The organism is Tautonia rosea, from assembly GCF_012958305.1.
Classification (GTDB): Bacteria; Planctomycetota; Planctomycetia; order Isosphaerales; family Isosphaeraceae; genus Tautonia; species Tautonia rosea.
The window spans coordinates 296,242-315,024 of sequence record NZ_JABBYO010000003.1 but is presented as its reverse complement, the minus strand read 5'-3'; the positions used below and the strand labels follow the sequence as shown (position 1 = coordinate 315,024).

Sequence of the window (18,783 nt, the reverse complement as noted above, 5' to 3'; positions counted from 1 at the left end):
CGTCTCGTATTGCCTCGGCGATCGACATCAGGGGGCTAGGTGCGCCCGGGTGCGCTGAAGGGTACGCCACCTTCGAGCGGGCAAAGCCATGAGAGGCCCGGTCCAGGACACGCGACTGCGAGTGCGTGATGGCACGACTCATCTCGATTGCAAAAAATGAGCGTCGAGGTGTGGTGCTTCACCGGTCTGTCAAAGAGCATCGGGGCGGTGCTCGGATCGCGGTGGCTCCGACATCCAAGACTCTCGGGGAGTCACTCGGTATCAGTCACACAAAGAGGACAGGAAACGGGAAGCCGACGAGCGACAACTCCGTGGAAATTTGGAGCCGAACCGGCGGATCAGGCGTCGAGGAGGGCGAGCACGCGAGGATCATCGAGGCGATCGGCGAGCAGATGGGCGTGGGCCAGGCCGGGAGCGGGGCTGTGGTCGTGGGGGATGGCCACCACGAAGGCCCCTGCGGCTCGGGCGGCCGAGACCCCGGCGGGACTGTCTTCGAGGACGAGCATCGAGGGCGGATCGACGCCGAGCCGAGCCGCGGCCGTCTGGTAGATCTCCGGATCGGGTTTACCCCGGGAGACCTCATCGCCTCCGAGGACGAACGCGAAGTGCTCGATCAGGCGATGGTTGCCGAGCAATCGGAGGGCGTAGGCCCGTCGGGTTGAGGTCGCCACGGCGCGCGGGATGCCGAGGTGCTGAAGGCGGTCAAGGAGGGTGAACAAGCCGGGCATGGGGTGGATCGCCGAATCGACGAGGGCGTCAAAGCGTTGGCGGGCTTCGGCCAGGAGGGCTTCGGGGGATTCGGTCAGCCCGGCCTTGGCGATCAGGGCGGGACCGGCCTCTGATTCGGGGCGGCCGATCATTGCGGCCATCATCTCGTGCGTGAAGGTCTTCCCGCGGGCGGCAAGCAACTCGGAAGCGACCCGGAAAAAGAGGGCTTCGGTATCGAAAATCAGGCCATCCATGTCGAAGGCAACGGCTCGGACAGAGGGAGTGAGGGTGGTCATGCCAGTTCGTCGGGGAAGGTCGGTGAATGGAAAGGAGCGCATCGTAACGGCGATTGCAGGGGCGCGCCGAGCGGGTCATCGAGCGAAAAGGAGGGTGATCGAACGGCTTCCGTGCGTGGCAATGGCGAGGGGAGGATCGGGGGCAAGAACGGAACAAGGATCACGCGGAGAGGCGCGGAGAAGAAGAGGAGGAGCGAAGACGAAGCGAGGTAAAGGGATTCGAAGGGTCGCGCTCATTCGAAGACAAGACAGCGATTCCGAGAACGGCCAGTCGAAAGACGTTGTTCGTGTGCTGGGAATAGTCGCAGGTCGCTTGACCCGGGAGCCGGATCGCGGCACGTTGGAGCGGGGCGGCAGAAGCCTTTGCGTCAGACGATTGTGCCTCGCGAGAGGGGATGTGCCTCGTGCACCGCGAATATCACCCGGACGACATGCAGCACCTGCGGGCTCATGCCTTTGAGGCGGCGGGCGCGCACGATGAGCACGAGCAACATCACCGCGATGAGCATCTGCGGCTTTATGTGTTCACGGCGTTGCTTGGGGCCTTGATCGGGCTCGACTTGCTGCTCTGGTCTCTGGCACCGACGAACTGGCGAGCCCCGTGGGGGCTGAGCCTGATCTGGGTGGCGGCTCTAGTGGGTTCGGCCCGGATCGTCTACCAGGCACTGGAAGCGTTGGTGAAAGGGAGGGTGGGGGCGGATGTGGCCCTGGCGGTCGCAGCCCTGGCGGCGCTGGCCCTACGCGAGCCGTTCGTGGCGGCGGAGGTCGTCTTCATCGCCATGGTGGGCGAGGTCCTGGAAGCGATCACGGCAAACCGGGCGATGAAGTCGATCCGTCGGCTGTTCGACCAGGCCCCGAGGGTGGCCCGGGTGCGTCGAGACGGTCAAGTCGTCGAAATCCCACCGCACGAGGTCAAGGCGGGAGAGGTGGTGGTGGTCGCGGCCGGAGAGCGGATTCCGGTCGATGGGGAGATCGTCTCGGGTCGAAGCACCGTCGATCAGTCGGCGCTGACCGGCGAGTCGATTCCGGTTGATCGAGGACCTGGCGAGGATGTGTACACCGGGACGATCAACCAGTTCGGCCAGATCGAGGTGCGGGCCGATCGGGTCGGGCATGAATCGACGTTCGGGCAGGTGTTGAAGCTGGTGGCCGACGCCCAGCGGCGGAAGGCGCCGATCCACCGGACGGCCGATCGCCTGGCGTCGTATTTCCTCCCGGCCGTTTTCGCGGCGGCGGCGATCACCGTGGTCACGGGGTTGCTGCTGGGCTGGCCCGATACGGGGCGACGGGCCGTGGCGGTGCTGGTCGTGGCCTGTCCGTGTGCCCTGATTTTGGCAACCCCGGCGGCCGTGATGGCCAGCATGGCCTGGCTGGCGAGGCATGGGGTCGTCATCAAGGGGGGGGCGGCCCTGGAACGGATGGCGCGGTGCGACACGATCGCCTTCGACAAGACGGGGACGCTCACGCTCGGCAAGCCGGAACTGGTCACGGTCGAGTCGTTCGATGATCGATCGGCCGACGATGTGTTGAGACTGGCAGCGTCGGCCGAACGGGGAGGGAGGCACCCGCTGGCCGATTCGGTTGTCCGGGAAGCGGATCGGCGCGGGCTTTCGGTACCGGAAGCGATGGAAATCGTCGCCATGCCCGGCGCGGGGGTTGAGGCCCGCGTGGTCCATCCGGGAGGGTCGGAGCGGTCGGTGATCGTCGGCAATCGCCGCCTGATGATCGAGCGGGGTCTCGATCTGGAGCCCTCGGTCGAGGAGGCGATTGTCCGGCTCGACGGCATTGGGCAGACCCCGTTGCTTGTGGCCGAAGGAGGACGAATTGTCGGCCTACTGGGTGCCCGAGACACGGTGCGGCCCGAGGCGCACGACGTCATTCACGACCTGAAGCACCTGAAATTCACGCTCATCGCCCTCTTGACCGGAGATCGGAAGCCGGCGGCGGAGGTGGTGGCGAAGAAGGTGCATCTGAAGACGGTCGAGTCGGAGCTGCTTCCGGCGGACAAGGCTGGATGGATTCGGGAGCGACAGGGGGAAGGGCGCCGAGTGGCGATGATCGGCGACGGCATCAACGACGCTCCGGCGCTGGCCGCGGCCGATGTCGGCATCGCCATTGCCGGTCCCGGGGCCGACCTGGCGGCCGAGGCGGGCGACGTGGTCCTGATGAACGACCCCTTGAACGTCCTGCCCGACTTCGTGAAGCTCTCGCGGGCAACAGTGCGGATCATCCGGCAGAACATACTCCTGTTTGCATTCGCTCTGAACGCGGGGGCGGTCTTCCTGGCGTTTCTCGGCGTGCTCGGACCGGTGGCCGCGGCGATCCTGCACCAGATCGGGTCGTTCTTGGTGCTGCTCAACGCCATGCGGTTGCTCGCCTTCGGCGACTGGCACGAGATGCCCCCCTTCCGGCAGATCCGAGCCTTTGGCCGGTGGGTCGACGCCTGGGACGATCGGCTCGACCTGGGCCAGGTCGTCGATCGGGCGAGGGGTCACTGGCGAGCGGGGCTGGTCGGCGCGTTGGGGATCGCAGCCGTTGCGTATGCAGGGTCGGGTTTGACGGCGATTGGTCCCGGAGAGGTCGGCCTGGTGACTCGATTCGGCCGATTGATCACCACAGTGGAGCCGGGCTTGCACCTGCGCTGGCCGAGGCCGATTGAGCGGGTCGTCCGTCTTGAGCCGGACCGGGTGCGAGGGGTGTCGATCGGTTTTCGGACGATTGAGGGCCAGCGCGATTCGGACGGATTCCGATGGGAGAGTGGCCACGATCGGGTTGACGCGAGGGCGGCCGAGGAGGCGCTGATCTTGAGCGGAGACGGCCGCCTGATCGAGCTGACAGCCACGGTCGAATATCGAATCGGACCATCTCGCGATCAGTGGCGGATCGCGGCGTTCGGGGTTGATCGGGCGGAAGACGCCTTGCAGTCGCTGGCCGAGGCGAGCGTGCGGTCGGTCCTCGGGCGAAGACCGCTTGATCCCGTGCTGACCAACGACCGAGGAGACGCCGAGCGAGCCTCGGCCGAGGAGCTACGCCGACTGGTTTCCAGGGCGGGGCTTGGCCTGGAGGTCGTCGGCGTGACCTTCCGAGATGCTCACCCCCCGCTGGCGGTCGTTGATGCGTATCGCGACGTTTCGCGGTCCAATCGCGACGCGGAAGCCACGGTCAACGATGCGCTCGCGGATCGCTCGGAGCGCCTGGCTGATGCCCGGGCCCTGGCGGCCGAAACCCTTGCTGAAGCGGAGGCCGGTCGTCGCTCCTCGGTGGCCGTCGCCTCGTCCTCGGCGGCATCGTTTCTGGCCCTGCAATCGGCCCGAACGTCAGCCCCTGAGCTGACCGATCACCGGCTTTATGCCGAGACGATCGAGGCCGCTGTCGCCAATCGACCAAAGGTGATTCTCGACCCCTCGCGGGCCGATCGTCGCCGTCATCTGTTTATTGGAGAACCGGCGATCCCCGGATGGCTTGCCGAAACGGAGGGCTCGCGAGCGAATCCGGATCGCAATTCGACCTTTCGATCAGAGCCATCGCCCTGATGGCGAGGGCGATAGACCACGTCATCGTCCTGATCGCATTCCTGAAACGGCCTGATTGCTCATGAAAGGTTTCTGATGCGTCGAACCTCGGTTGTCACCGTCCTTCTGGTGTTTGTGCTTGCCGTGATTGTGGTCACGGCGAGGTCGATCGTTGTGGCGGATGAAACCCAGTACGTGCTCGTGACCAGCTTTGGCCGTCCGGTTGCACTTTACGGTGACGATCCGGGAGAGGCGGGCCTGCACGCTAAATGGCCGTGGCAAGGGGTCTGGTCGATCGACCGCCGCTTGACGTCGTTCGATGCGAGCACTCGGGAAGTGATCACCGGGGACAAGAAAAACCTGGAAGTCGCCGGATTCGTCGCCTGGCGGGTGGCTGATCCGATTGTCTTTCTCCGCGCTGCTGGTTCGAAAGAGACGGCCGAGGCAAGGCTGGAGGAACGTCTCACCTCAGCCCTCAGCGACGCGATCGGCCGGAGAGCCCTGGAGACGATCGCCTCGACCGATCCGACCGTCTGGGCGCTCGATGCCATGACCGAGGAGGTGCAATCGGCCGTGGCCGAACCGGCGCGGTCGGAGCTGGGGGTCGAGGTGGTCGACGTCAGGCTTCGGCGCTTTAATCATCCGCTGGAGGTCCGACCGGCAGTGTTCGACCTGATCCGGAGTGAACGGCGCCAGGTCGCTGCCCAGGTTCGGGCCGACGGAGAAACACGGGCTCGAACGATTACCAGTCAGGCCGAACGACAGCGCGAGGCGATTCTCACCGAGGCCGAGGCCGAGGCCGACCGCATTCGAAGCTCGGGAGAGGCCGAAGCGACCCGGATCCTCAACGAAGCCCACGCAACCGACCCGAGCTTTGCCGAGTTCCTGAGAACGCTGGAAACGTACCGATCTCTGCTTGACGGCCGGGCGACGGTTGTCCTGTCGGCGGACAGTCCCTTGCTTAGGCTCCTGAACCAGGGGCCAGGATCGAACGTTTTGCAAGCTCCGTCAACGGCTTCGACTCCGACTCCGCTTGCGGGGCCGACACCGTCGCCTGCCCCGGCCTCGGCAAATCCGGTCGCTTCGAACGATCCGGAACCGCCCGGGGAGCGTGAGGAATGAGTCGTCAACAACGGGTCGCGGGACTGCTTGCGCTGACAACCGTGATTCTCTTGAGCGTGCTGGCAACGGGACTGGTGGCGGTTGAACCGGGCGAATCGGTCGTTGTCCGACGCTTCGGGAGGGTGCTGGATCGGCCGATGGGAGCGGGTTTGCACTGGGTGGCACCGCTCGGGATTGACCGGATCGACCGGGTTCGGACGGATGAGGTCCGGCGGCTGAGACTCGGCCTGGCGGGAATTCCAGGAGCCTCCGACGCTCCCGGTGCCGGGGAATTCCTCTCGGGCGATCAGAACGTGCTTCGGGCCGAAGCGGTCGTCCAGTACCGGGTGGCCGATCCGGTTGCGTTTGTGGTGGCGGTGGATCGTCGAGAAGCATTGCTCGTGGCGCTCGGAGAGGCATCGTTGAGTCGGGCGCTGTCCCGTCGGGGGATCGACGATGCGATGGGGAGCGAACGCCTTGCCGTGGCGGTTGAGGTCGCCGGGTCGCTCCGTGACGACTCAGACCGATTCGGGCTTGGGCTCGCGATCCTCAGCGTCAACTTGACAGAGGTTCGCCCTCCGGAGGAGGTCAGACCCGACTTCGCCGCTACCCAGGCTGCTCGGAGCGAGGTCGACACACGACTCCGAGAAGCCCAGGGGCACGCCGACCGCGTGTTGGCCGCGTCGGCGTCGGAAGTTGGGACGATCCTCGACCGCGTCCATGCGGCCGCCGACCGTTCGGTGATCCTGGCTCGCTCGCGGGCCGACCGGTTCCGATCGATCCTGACCGAGCTGAATCGCTCGCGGTCGATGACCATTCAGCGGATCTATCTCGATGCGATTCGTGAGCAGTGGCCGAGGGTCGGACGGACGGTCGTCCTCGCTCCGGACGAACCGCTCGATCTGAGCATTCTTGGGCCGGTCGACGAGCCTCGGCCGTGAAGCTGGACCGGAGACGAGGTCACCCTTTGGGAACGGAGCGTGATTTCAAAGGCAGATGCCATCACTTCTCCTCGGAAACGAGACCGCGGAATGCCACTGGTCAGGGCTGCAAACGAATCCGGTTCCGAAGGGACGGTTGACAGGTGGCAAGAAGCGACAGAGAATCCCGATGAGGCTATTTTGAGCACACGCGTGCGGGAAGGGTCAGACCGTCTCGCCCGATCAATCCCCCTCTGACGGTTCCCGAGGTCCGTTCACGTGACGCAAGTCCCGGCTCGACCTTCAACCGAGACCGAATCGTTCTGCTCTCAACGTCGATTCCGACTCTGACTCCGACCCGACTGCCGACGGAGAACGCCACCGATGCCGACCCCGATTTCGAGCCCGAGGGGCCGTCGCCTGTCCCGAGTTTTGCTGGCGACGCTGCTGGCGATGCCGCTCTGCTGCGTCGGTACGATCGGACTGATGCCGACCGCTGCCATCGCGCAGGAGGATGCGATGCTTCCCCCTGCTCCGGAACCAGACAATGGGGCGACACCCGAAGCCGCTCCCGAACCCGAGCCCGAACCGGCTGCGGCCGCATCGACTCCTGGCGAGACCACAACGGGGAGCCCGGTCCGGACCAAGTCGGGGTTGCAGTGGTTTATCGAGTCGTCGGGCATCATCGGCGGCCTGATCATCATTTTGTCGATCACCCTGGTGGCGATGATCATTCGCCTGTTCCTGGAGTTCCGGCTCAAGGAGGCGGTGCCGCCACAACTGGTCGATCTGCTCGATAACGCGATTCGAGAAAAGAAGTTTCAGGAGGCCTACGACGCCTGCCGCGAGGATAACTCGTTCCTCGCCCGGCTTGTTCGGACCGGAGTGGCCAACATGCCCAACGGCCGGACCGAGGCCAAGGAGGCCATGAATGCCACGGCCGAGGAAATCGTGGTCGATATGGAGTCGAAGAACAGCTATCTCGGCACGATTGGGACGATCGCCCCGATGCTCGGTCTGCTGGGGACGGTGCTGGGCATGATTCTGGCCTTCCAGGATTTGGCGACGGTCGAGGGGGTGCAGGTCGATCCGACGAAGCTGGCCGGCAATATCTCGCTCGCGCTGGTCACGACCTTTGAAGGGCTGATTGTCTCGGTGCCGGCGATCTTCTTCTTTGCCTTCTTCCGGAACCGGATCGTCTTCATCGCCACCGAGACGACGAAGATCGCCGACCGAACCATCAACGCCTTCTGGCAGGCCGCCAAGCAGCAGCAAGGGGTGACCCGGACCGCCACCTGAGCCGAAGCCCGCACCCGGTGCCACGCGAGGAGGCCCGATCGATCATGCCCCGACCCAAACTCCACAACGTGAAGTATCAGCCGGACCTGACGCCGCTGCTCGACGTCGTGTTCCAGCTCATGACCTTCTTCATCATGGTCTCGAATTTCAACCAGGAAGTGTACGACCAGCGGGTCCGGCTCCCGGTGGCCGGATCGGCTCGACCGATCCTGAACCCGGCCGAGGATAAGCTGGTTTTGAACATCGATGAGACAGGTCGCTTGCTGGTGGCCAGCCAGGCTCTGAGCGCCGACGAGGCATTAAAGCATATTCGCTTTCAGGCCGACCTGGCCCGTTTGAATGCGGACGCCGCCGGCATCACGCTGTCGGCCGGAGAGCCGCTCCCGACGACTGTGATTCTTCGGGCCGACCGGCAGGCCCCGTTTACCGAGGTCTTCCGACTGATCCGGGCCTGCCAGGATGTGAATTTCTCCCGGTTCGATCTCCGAGCCCTCAGCGCCCCGACGTATTGAACGACGACGCACGATCGGTTGGGGGAGCCGTACTCGCTCCTGTCCTGCCTTGTTTCTGATGCTGCCAACCTCCGCCCCCGGAGCAGCCCCTGATGTTTCGACCGCGTCAATCGACCGAAATTGAAGTCCCGCTGACTCCCATGCTTGACGTGGCCTTTCAGCTGCTCACGTTCTTCATCCTTACCTTCAAGCCAGCGCCGATGGAGCTGCAGTTCGATTTGAACTTGCTCCCGACCACGCCTCAGACTGAGCCCGAACCGGAACCGCCGCCCGAGGACAGCCCCTCGGACGAACCCCCCGCCATCCGATCGTTCCAGGTGACGTTGCTCTCGGACAACACGGGAGAGTTGACCGGAATCGATCTGGAGGAATTGCGGTTTGAGGACCTGCCCAGCCTCCGCGATCGGATCAAAGGGTTGCTTGAAGACCCCGACTACGCGTTCGACCAGGCCCTGATCCGAGCCCATCCGGATCTTCACTGGGAACACCTTGTCTCGGTTTTGAACATGTTTTCCGATCTTGGCCTGACGAAAGTCAACTTCACTGAAATGAACTGACGCCTCACTCGACTATTTCACTCCCCCGTCTGCCGAGGGAACCGATGAGCCCAGCCGATCCCTTCGAGCCTGACGGTCCCCTTTCGCCCCACGGTTCGGCTCGACGGGGCGTTGCCTGGGGACAGGTGATTCCGCTGATCACCCTGGCGATCCTCTCGGGGATTCTCCTGGTCCAATTCCTTCAGCCCGAGGTACCCTTACCACCCGAGCCGGACAGGGGAATCGGCGCACAATCCCCCCTCCCCCCGCCGGATGACTCGATGGTGTTCGAGGCGGTCCGGGACGTGGCCCCTTTGCAGTTCAGCGAGACGGCGGCCTATGCCGAACTGCTCGACCGGGCGCGGAGAACTCCGATAGAGGAGCTTCGCAAGACAGCCCGGACCGACGTAGTGTTCTCCGATCTGCTCGATCGTCCCGAGCGCTACCGAGGGTTGCCGATCCGCTTGCAAGGGACCGCCCGCCGGATCCTCCGCATTGACGACCTGCCCGATCGCATCGCCCCCGAAGGAGCCTTGTACGAAGCCTGGACGTTTACTGGAGACAGCCGAGGATTTCCCTACGTGCTTGTCTTTGAAGACGCTCCGAAGGGTCTTCCCGGTGGTGACGACGTGAACGCATTCGTCATCTTTCACGGCTATTTCTTCAAACTGCTGGCCTACAACGCCGCCGACAAGGCTCGGAAAGCGCCGATGCTGATCGGCCGACTCGAATATGTGCCTGATGATCGCAGGCCCGCGGAGGTGCCAATCGGCGCTGGCAAGTCATCTCCGACCTGGTTGCTGGGACTGATCGGTCTTCTGGTCGTGTATCTTGTGGTGCGAAGTGTCACGACGGCCCGAGCCCTGCGGGCACGATCGGCCTCGGCCCGGCGCTTTCATGCACCACCTCGCGACCACATCAGCCCCGAAGAACTGGACGAGTGGCTGCAGCGCAATCCGGACGAACCCGAGGAACAACCTCCCTCAAACCAGAGGTCGTGAGCATCTCAGTTCGCCAGCCGGGACTCCCCCGCAACCGCTTCGCGTGGTAGTCTACCCGGATGGTGCTCAGACGAAGGGGGCGCGTGAGGGATCGAGAGATCGAGGATCGATCGTCATGGGATACTGGCTGTTCAAGTCTGAGCCGGACTGCTTCTCCTTTTCTGACCTGATGGCCTCGCCGGACCAGACAACCGGATGGGACGGTGTCCGCAACTATCAGGCCCGGAACTTCCTGCGCGATCAGGTCAAAAAGGGAGATCTCGTCCTGTACTACCACTCCAACGCCAATCCTCCGGGAATCGCCGGGATTGCGGAGGTGGTGCGAGAAGCCCACCCCGACCCAACCGCTTTCGACCCGAAGGCCGATCACTACGACCCCAAGAGCGACCCGGAGAACCCGATCTGGTTTCAGGTCTCGATCCGAGCAGTCCGAGCGATCGAGCCGTTGATCGAACTTCCCCGACTCCGCGCCGAACCGAGACTTGAGGGAATGGAGCTGCTTCGCAAAGGCAGTCGGCTTTCGATTCAGCCGGTTGGCGACGCACACTGGAAGGTCATCGCGGAATGGATCGGCGGCAGCGTCTCGCCGCCTCGCTCAAGCACTCGCCGACGCCCGGCGTAACTCCACGGAACACCCATCGTCATGGCCCGCATTGAACATGTCGCCCTGTTTGCAGCGGACCCACACGCCTTGAAAGACTTTTATGTCGAGGCGTTCGGACTCCGCGTAATTCTCGACAACAGCAAGGCCTCGCCTCCCGGCTACTTCCTGGCCGATGACGCCGGTATGGCGGTGGAGTTGATCGGCCGACTTGCCGAGATTCCCGCCGTCGATACGAGGCACGTGTGCCACATCGCCTTCATCGTGGACGACGTGGCGGCGTCCCGCGCCGATCTGGAAGCCCGGGGCCTGACCTTCGAGGAGGACACGGCCATTGCCAATGATTCCATGACCACCGCGTTCTTCCGAGACCCGGAAGGTAACCGACTTCAGATCGTCAAGCGCCCTCGCCCGCTGGTGAGTTGACCGCGATTGAGCGATCAAAGTTCGATCTCGGCGTGGACGATCTGATCGTCCGGATCGTAGCGGAGCCGGAAGCCAAGCCGCTCGCAGACACGCTGCATGGGCCGGTTGTCGCGGAGCATATCGGCTGTCACGCGGCGGATGCCTTCGTTGCGGGCGATCTGGATCAGGCGACGAAGCAATTCGCCTCCCAGGCCCTGCCCTTGATACGCGTCGGCCACGAGCAAGGCAAACTCGGCCTCGTCGAAGCTATGCTGCCGGCTCAGACGACCGACGGCGAGGATCTCGTGCCGGCCCGGCTCGGTGGGGCGTCGCGAAACGACCAGGGCCATCTCGCGGTCGTAGTCGATAAAACAGATCCGAGTCAATCGCTCGTGGGCGACCCGAGTGCTGAGTTTCATCGCCTGGAAATAGCGTGAATAGACGCTGCGTTCCGAGAGGGATTGGTGGAAGGCGATCATCAAGGGTTCGTCTTCGGGACGAATGGGTCGGATCGTCGTCTGGGTTCCGTCACGCAACGTAAAGGGTTCGACATATTGCGTGGGATAAGGGCGGATCGCGGTTCGAGGAAGATCCTTGGCGGAGACGTCAGGATCATGCACAATCACGCGAGCGTCGAGTGCACGCATTTGCTCATGCGAAACGAGCAAGGGATTGATATCGATCTCCTTGATCCACCGCTGTTCGACGACGAGTTGGCTGAACCGCACGAGTAAGCGTTCGAGTGCTCCCAGATCGACCGGTGGCCGTCCCCTCACCCCTTTCAGGGCTGTGAGAATGCGGGTTTGCTCCATCATCCGACGGGCCAGGGTCGTATTCAGAGGAGGAAGGGCCAGGGCGCGATCCCGGAAGACCTCAACCAGTGAGCCACCGGTTCCAAAGAGCAAGACGGGACCGAACTGTGGATCGATACTGCTGCCGACGATGAGCTCGTAGCCGTCGAGCTGACGAACCATCGGCTGAACGGTCACCCCCTGGAAATCGGCCTCGGTGGCCGTCTTCAGAACAGAGGATCGAATGGACTGAAACGCGGCTCGAACCGCGTCTCCATTGGCAAGATTGAGCACCACGCCGCCCACATCGGTCTTGTGCGTGATCGTGTCCGAATGCAATTTGAGCACCACGGGGTAGCCAATCTGATCCGCCGCCGAGACTGCCGCACGCGGGTCGGACGCAACGATGGTCTCCACGGTGGGGATGCCGTACGCGGTGAGCAATCGCTTCGATTCCGCCTCGTTCAGGATCGTCCGTCCCGCGCTCCGGGCGGCTCGAACGATCTCCTCGGCGGTGTCACGATCGATCGCGCCGTCCCCTTCGAACTCGGTCTCGGTCGGTGTCTGATAAATTCCACGTAAGGCATCGCTATGCCGCCACATTGCGGCAAAGGCACGGGCGGCGGTGTCGGGATAGGTAAAGGTCGGAATATCTGCCCGGTTCAGAATATCAACGCCCGCAGCAACATGGGTTCCACCCATCCAGCTTGCGAGCATCGGCTTGGCCCCCTTTTTCGCGGCGACCTTCAAGTGATCGGCCGTGCGGGTCGGGTCGGTCATCGCCTGGGGAGTGAGCACCACGAGTAACCCATCGCTGTTCGAGTCTCGGGAGACAACCTCGACCGCCTTGGCGTACCGTTCGGGTCCGGCATCGCCGAGAATATCGACCGGATTGCCTCGGCTCCAGGCGCCCGGGAGAAACTCATTGAGTTCAGCGATCGTCTCGGCGGAGAGGGTTGCCAGCTCGCCGCCGTTCTGGATCAAGGCGTCGGTTGCAAGGACTCCTGGACCGCCAGCGTTTGTGAGGATTGCCAATCGAGGACCTCGGGGACGAGGTTGCTTGGCGAGCACTTCGGAAATGTTGAAAATCTCGGCGATAGAATTGACTCTCAGGACTCCCGAGCGGCGAAAGGCGGCATCAAGGACCTCGTCGCTTCCGGTCAGGCTTCCGGTATGCGAGGCGGCCGCGGCGGCCGCTGCGGAGGTTCGGCCGGCCTTGATAACGATGATCGGCTTGGTCAAGGCGACCTCTCGGGCGGCCGAGAGGAACTTGCGGGCGTCGCCGATCGACTCCATGTAGATGACGATGGATCGCGTTCTCGGGTCGTCTCCGAGGTAGTCGATCAGGTCTCCCCAGCCGACATCCACCATGGAGCCGATCGAGAGAAAGGCGCTAAAGCCCACCTGCTCCTGAAAGCTCCAGTCGAGGACCGCCGTGCAAAGGGCACCACTTTGACTGAGGAAGCCGACGTTCCCCGGTCTTGCCATCGCTCCGGCGAAGGTCGCGTTCAGGCCGGTCATCGGGTTCATCACGCCGAGACAATTCGGACCGATGATCCGCATCTTGCCTCGGCGAGCCTGATCGAGAACCTGACGCTCCAGCTCGGCTCCCTGCGGGCCGACCTCCTTGAATCCGGCCGAGATGATGATGGCTCCCTTGACCCCGGCCTCAACACACTCGCCAATGATGCCCGGCACCGTGGACGCGGGAGTGACGATCACGGCCAGATCGACCGGTTCGGGGAGTTCGGAAACGCGAGGGTAGGCCTTCACCCCCAGGACGTTCGGCCGCTTGGGGTTGACTGGATACACCGTGCCCCCGAAGGGACTGCTGAGCAAGTTCCAGAGAATCGTTCGACCGACACTGCCAGCGGCCTCGGTCGCACCGATCACGGCGACGGTCTTCGGGAAGAAGATCGGGTCGAGGTCACTTCGGGTGGTCCGAAGCACGTTGTGAGCCTGGCTGGGACTGGCGGGGTCGGCGGGTGACATACGATCCTCCAGAGGATTCACCCTTCAGGGTCTCACTGTTGGTTATCCTAGTCGATGAACCTGCAACTGGCGATCCCTGCGGTGGAACCTTACGACAAAGTCGATCGCACCTCACAGAGAAACCAGTCGGGTATGGAGCGACGGAGGAACCGTTTCTGGACCTCCCAAGGTTGCGGGGAGGAAACCGCTGCGTTAGGTTCGAACCTAGGATCGTTGACGACGCCGGTATCGAACACGGAGACGCCGCGAACCATGCTGATTGGCACGTTGACGCTTTTCGGTCTGATAATGATGGGGCCAATCGACGACATCGATCTGCTGGTCGATCGTGTTGCTCCGATCCTTGAGTCACGATGCCTCCACTGCCACAGCGGGGACCGACCGAAAGGGTCGCTCTCGCTTGAAACCCTGGACGGACTGCACACCGGAGGATTCAGCGGATCGGCGATCGATCCTGAGGAACCGGAATACAGTCTGCTCCTCGACCTGGTTTCCGGAGGGGAGCCGCAGATGCCCCCCGAGGGCGACCCGCTCGACGCCGAACAGGTCGCGCTGATTCGCCAGTGGCTGAACGCGGGAGCCCCCTGGCCCGAGAATGTGACACTGCGGGACCGACGGTTCGAGGGGGAATGGTGGTCGCTCACCCCCCTGCTCCGTCCCGAGGTTCCCGAAGTGTCCAAGCCCTCGATCGTGCGCAATCCGATCGACGCGTTCATCCTTGACCGGCTCGAGGTCGAGGGCCTCTCGCCCGCCCCGGAAGCCGATCGGCGGACCTTGATCCGTCGGGCGACCTATGATCTGACCGGATTACCTCCGACTCCCGAAGCCGTCAATGACTTCCTTGCCGACGAGTCTCCCGATGCCTTTGAACGGGTGGTCGATCGCCTGATCGCTTCGCCTCGTTATGGCGAACGTCGCGCTCGACGCTGGCTCGATCTGGTGCATTACGCCGACACCCACGGTTACGACAAGGACAAACGCCGCCCGAATGCCTGGCCGTATCGTGATTATGTGATTCAATCCTTCAATGAAGACACCCCTTTCTCTCGATTCCTTCAACAACAACTCGCTGGGGATGTGCTCTTTCCGGGAGACGCGCAAAGCCTGATCGCCACCGGGTTCATCGCCGCCGGCCCCTGGGATTTCGTGGGCCACGTCGAGCTGCGTGAAGGAACCGTCGACAAGGAAAAAACGCGATTGATCGACCGCGACGACATGCTGGCCAACACCATGTCCACCTTCGTCAGTCTGACGGTTCACTGCGCCCGCTGTCATGATCACAAGTTTGACCCGATTCCTCAGGTGGATTACTACCGCCTTCAGGCGGTGTTTGCCGGAGTCGAACGGGGAGATCGCCCGATCGACGACACAGGTTCACTCGTTTATGCCGCCTTGCCGCGCGAACCCCGGCCGATTCGACTTCTCAACCGAGGAGAGGTGGAATCGCCTGGAGAGGAGGTCACTCCTGGCGCGCTCTCGTGCGTGAGCACGCTTGACCCAACCCTTGATGCGACGTCCGACGAAGGAGCCCGACGCGCGGCGCTCGCCCGCTGGATCAGCGATCCCGCCAATCCCCTGACCTGGCGATCCCTCGTGAACCGTGCCTGGCACGATTACTTCGGCCGAGGGATCGTGGACACCCCGAACGATTTCGGCCGGAACGGTTCGATGCCAAGTCATCCGGAACTCCTCGACTGGCTTGCCGTGAAATTCCGAGACTCGGGTGGATCCATCAAGGCACTTGATCGGTTGATCCTTACCAGCAACACCTATCGGCAAGCATCAGCATTCCACGAAACAAACGCGCGGATCGACGCAGGGAATCGATTCGTCTGGCGTCAGGAACGTCGCAGGCTTGAGGCTGAGGAAATCCGAGACGCAACCCTTTTTGCCTCTGGAGTGCTCGACGACACAATGGGCGGTCCGGGCTTCGACCTGTTCCGGTTCAAGGATGATCACTCGCCGATCTATGACCACGACGACCCCGACTGGATCGATCCCCCCGATGGTCGTCGGCGGACGATTTATCGGTTCGTGGTGCGAAGCGTGCCGAATCCGTTCATCGAGTGCCTTGACGGCGCGGACCCGAACGTCAATGTCCCGGTCCGCAACGAAACCATCACGGCCTTGCAAGCGCTGGCTTTGCTGAATGACCCGTTCATGATCGCCCGAGCAGAGGACCTTGCCTCCCGAGTTCAGGCACTAGCGGATGACCTGGGTGGACAGATCGACTCAGCGTACCGGTTGACTGTGGCTCGATCACCAACCCCGGACGAGCGATCGGTGATGGTGGCGTATGCCCATGAGCATGGACTGGCCGCTGCTTGCCGCATTCTGTTTAACTTAAACGAATTTGTGTTTGTCGACTGATCTTCCTTTCTTGAGAGACCGAAGATTCCTCCCACGCGTTCTGCCGCCTGACTTCGGGAGTTTCACCGTCATGAATCGTCGTGAGGTTCTCTGGCACGCCGGCGGAGGTCTGGGAGGCATCGCGCTGGCCCACCTGCTGGGAAGCGAAGGGCTGCTGGCCGCAGACAGTTCGTCAGCCTCACTGGAGAGGGCCGACCTGAATGGCGGGCTGCACCACCCGGCGAGAGCAAAGCGGGTGGTGCAGTTGTTCATGTCGGGGGCTGCCAGCCAGTGCGACACCTTTGACTACAAACCACTGTTGATCAAACGGAATGGACAGGCGTTTGATCCGGGAGGCAAGGTCGAACTGTTCCAGAGCGACCCAGGCGCGGTTATGGCAAGCCCCTGGTCCTGGCGGCAGCATGGAGAGTGTGGAGCCTGGATCAGTGATCTGGTGCCACATCTGGCATCATGTGCTGATGAGATCGCCTTTCTCCCAGCAATGGTGTCCTCATCAAACGTTCATGGTCCCGCAACCTTTCTGCAGGCGACCGGATTTGTCATGCCCGGGTTTCCGAGTGTCGGGGCCTGGGTCTCGTATGGACTGGGAAGCCTGAATGAAAACTTGCCGACGTTTGTGGTCCTTCCTGACTCGCGAGGGTTTGCACCCAACGGACCGGCCAACTGGGCGGCCGGGTTTTTGCCTGCGGAACATCAGGGGACGATGATCCGCCCCTCTGCCCCCCGGCCGATTCGGTCGTTATTTCCTCCTGAGAACGAGTTCCTCAATCCCGATGCCGAGCACGACGGTCGGGACGTGCTCACCCGTCTCAATCGAAGTCATGCCGACGATCGCCCCGGCGATTCGAGGCTCGATGCGAGGATTGCCTCCTACGAACTTGCAGCCCGGTTGCAATTGAGTGCTCCCGAAGTGCTCGACCTTTCGGAAGAAACTGAGGCCACACGACGCCTCTACGGGCTCGACGAGGAAATCACCGCCGACTTCGGGCGCAACTGTCTCATCACGCGCCGACTGCTGGAACGCGGGGTCCGCTTCGTGCAGCTCTGGAGCGGTGCGGACAACGGCTTCCCTCGTCGGAACTGGGATTCGCATGAGGACCTCGAACGAGATCACGGCGACATGGCCAGGAGCATGGACCGCCCTGCCGCCGCATTGATCAAGGATTTGAAAATCCGAGGACTTCTCGACGATACGATCATTCTCTGGACGACTGAATTCGGCCGAATGCCCTGCAGCCAGGGGGGCAAGGGACGCGACCATAACCCATTCACCTTCACCTCGTGGTTGGCGGGTGGAGGCATCAAGGGAGGCGTGACCTTTGGCGCAAGCGACGAGTGGTCGTACAAGGCGGTCGAGCATGTGACTACCGGCTATGACGTGCACGCAACCCTTCTGCATTTACTCGGCATCGACCATACCAAGCTCACGGTGCGCCACGACGGGATTGACCGTCGCCTGACCGATGTCCACGGACACGTCATCGAACCGATCCTGGCCTGAACTGGACTGCTGCGGAGTGCTCCATGCAACGCTCACTTGCGCTTCTCCTCACGCCCGCCCTCCTCGCACTCATGTGGGTGGTCTTCGGCCCCGATTCGGGGATCGCCCACCAAGGGCAAGGCCGTCTCCCCGGAGCCAGGCCGACGATCGAGGCCATCAACTTTCCGAACCTTCAGGCTGCACTCGATGCCCTTCCCCCCGAAGGTGGGATGGTCATCCTCCCCGCGGGAACCTTTGAAATCAAGGCACCTTTGAAACTTCACTCCGAGGACGTTTGCATTCAAGGATCCGGCACCGCGACCCACATCAAGAATCTTGCCGAGAACGGATCACCTGCGATTGTGATTGAACCCGCCGATTACGAAGGGGATCCTCGCGCTCGGATCTGGCGCATCAAGCTCTCGAACTTCCGCATCACCGGCAATGTGCAGAGCGGTCACGGCATCGCAGCCCGAGGGGTCAACGAACTGTTCATTGAGGGTGTGACCGTCAGCGAGCACGGCGGCGATGGAATCATGCTGGAGAACTGTTACGAAGATCCCCGTATTTGCAACTCACTGATTACCTACAACAAGGGGACAGGTCTGAACTTGATTGGATGTCACGACATTGTCGTTGCCGCCAATCAGTTCGAGGAAAACCAGGATGCGCTTCATTGCATCGACGGCTTCAATCTGTGCATGACCGGCAACTGTCTGGATGACCATTTAGGCAACGGTGTGGTCATTGAAAACACTTATGGTTCGATCGTTTCAGGAAACATGATCGAGGAATGCCAGGGGACAGGCATTATTCTCGATCGCGACTGCTACGGCATTGCCCTGAGCGCGAATGTGATCGCTCACGAATTTACCGATGGAATTGACCTGAGGGATGCGCACGGCATCACCGTTTCGGCCAATTCCTTCCCGATTGTGCAACGGCATGCGTTGATTATTGGGCCGGCGAGTGCTCGCATTGCCGTCACCGGTAACAGCTTTGCCGATAGTACGATCGGACTGGGAGAGGAACGTCGACTGGAGGGGGATCGTCAGGCTGGGGGCGTCGTGCTGGACGGCACCCGAGACATTGCGTTGAGTGGCAACGTGTTCTCCGGGGTTCGTCCCCGGGCCGTCGAGGTCCGAGGCGAGGTTCAGCGGGTGACGTTCGACGGCAACGTGCTGGTCGACGTCGAGAGCGATCATGAGCAGTTGATCGACTCGAAACTCGGAGAGCTCGTCAGCCCCTGATCGCATCGA

At 62.7% G+C, this 18,783-nt stretch carries 14 protein-coding genes; 12 read left to right on the top strand and 2 right to left on the bottom strand.

Annotated elements, in window-relative coordinates:
- Positions 1 to 338 precede the first annotated feature (338 nt).
- Positions 339 to 1,004 (bottom strand): HAD family hydrolase, encoded by a 666-nt coding sequence (locus HG800_RS06655; RefSeq protein WP_169975063.1) that lies wholly within the window; start codon positions 1,002 to 1,004, stop codon positions 339 to 341.
- Between the two features lie 395 nt (positions 1,005 to 1,399).
- On the opposite strand from HG800_RS06655, the gene HG800_RS06650 reads away from it, so the two are divergent.
- The 9 genes from HG800_RS06650 to HG800_RS06610 all read left to right on the top strand — a co-directional run bounded on the left by HG800_RS06650 (position 1,400) and on the right by HG800_RS06610 (position 10,912).
- Complete coding sequence (locus tag HG800_RS06650) at positions 1,400 to 4,537, top strand: cation-translocating P-type ATPase family protein (protein WP_169975061.1); 3,138 nt, start codon at positions 1,400 to 1,402, stop codon at positions 4,535 to 4,537.
- A 75-nt stretch (positions 4,538 to 4,612) separates the two neighbouring features.
- Complete coding sequence (locus HG800_RS06645; protein WP_169975059.1) at positions 4,613 to 5,638, top strand: SPFH domain-containing protein; 1,026 nt, start codon at positions 4,613 to 4,615, stop codon at positions 5,636 to 5,638.
- Complete coding sequence (hflK, locus tag HG800_RS06640; protein WP_169975057.1) at positions 5,635 to 6,558, top strand: protease modulator HflK; 924 nt, start codon at positions 5,635 to 5,637, stop codon at positions 6,556 to 6,558. The genes HG800_RS06645 and hflK overlap by 4 nt, the downstream gene beginning before the upstream one ends.
- Before the next feature lie 363 nt (positions 6,559 to 6,921).
- Positions 6,922 to 7,836 (top strand): MotA/TolQ/ExbB proton channel family protein, encoded by a 915-nt coding sequence (locus HG800_RS06635; protein ID WP_169975055.1) that lies wholly within the window; start codon positions 6,922 to 6,924, stop codon positions 7,834 to 7,836.
- Between the two features lie 44 nt (positions 7,837 to 7,880).
- On the top strand, positions 7,881 to 8,348 hold the full coding sequence (locus HG800_RS06630; protein ID WP_169975053.1) for an ExbD/TolR family protein: 468 nt from the start codon (positions 7,881 to 7,883) through the stop codon (positions 8,346 to 8,348).
- 92 nt (positions 8,349 to 8,440) lie between these two features.
- Complete coding sequence (locus tag HG800_RS06625) at positions 8,441 to 8,905, top strand: ExbD/TolR family protein (protein WP_169975051.1); 465 nt, start codon at positions 8,441 to 8,443, stop codon at positions 8,903 to 8,905.
- Positions 8,906 to 8,949: 44 nt separating this feature from the next.
- On the top strand, positions 8,950 to 9,885 hold the full coding sequence (locus HG800_RS06620; protein WP_169975049.1) for a hypothetical protein: 936 nt from the start codon (positions 8,950 to 8,952) through the stop codon (positions 9,883 to 9,885).
- Between the two features lie 115 nt (positions 9,886 to 10,000).
- Complete coding sequence (locus HG800_RS06615; protein WP_169975047.1) at positions 10,001 to 10,507, top strand: EVE domain-containing protein; 507 nt, start codon at positions 10,001 to 10,003, stop codon at positions 10,505 to 10,507.
- 21 nt (positions 10,508 to 10,528) lie between these two features.
- On the top strand, positions 10,529 to 10,912 hold the full coding sequence (locus HG800_RS06610; RefSeq protein ID WP_169975045.1) for a VOC family protein: 384 nt from the start codon (positions 10,529 to 10,531) through the stop codon (positions 10,910 to 10,912).
- Between the two features lie 14 nt (positions 10,913 to 10,926).
- Here the strand turns inward: HG800_RS06610 and HG800_RS06605 are convergent, their stop codons facing one another.
- The gene (locus HG800_RS06605; RefSeq protein WP_169975044.1) at positions 10,927 to 13,674 is read right to left on the bottom strand and encodes a bifunctional acetate--CoA ligase family protein/GNAT family N-acetyltransferase; all 2,748 of its coding nucleotides are present in this window, start codon (positions 13,672 to 13,674) and stop codon (positions 10,927 to 10,929) included.
- Positions 13,675 to 13,926: 252 nt separating this feature from the next.
- Here HG800_RS06605 and HG800_RS06600 point away from each other — a divergent pair, with 252 nt between their 5' ends.
- The 3 genes from HG800_RS06600 to HG800_RS06590 all read left to right on the top strand — a co-directional run bounded on the left by HG800_RS06600 (position 13,927) and on the right by HG800_RS06590 (position 18,774).
- Complete coding sequence (locus HG800_RS06600; protein WP_206352150.1) at positions 13,927 to 16,044, top strand: PSD1 and planctomycete cytochrome C domain-containing protein; 2,118 nt, start codon at positions 13,927 to 13,929, stop codon at positions 16,042 to 16,044.
- A gap of 70 nt (positions 16,045 to 16,114) precedes the next feature.
- Positions 16,115 to 17,545 carry a DUF1501 domain-containing protein gene (locus HG800_RS06595; protein ID WP_169975042.1) on the top strand — a complete coding sequence of 477 codons (1,431 nt, stop codon included), beginning with the start codon at positions 16,115 to 16,117 and terminating at the stop codon, positions 17,543 to 17,545.
- 23 nt (positions 17,546 to 17,568) lie between these two features.
- Positions 17,569 to 18,774, top strand: coding sequence for a NosD domain-containing protein (locus HG800_RS06590; protein ID WP_169975040.1), 1,206 nt, complete (start codon positions 17,569 to 17,571; stop codon positions 18,772 to 18,774).
- The last annotated feature ends 9 nt before the right edge of the window (positions 18,775 to 18,783 follow it).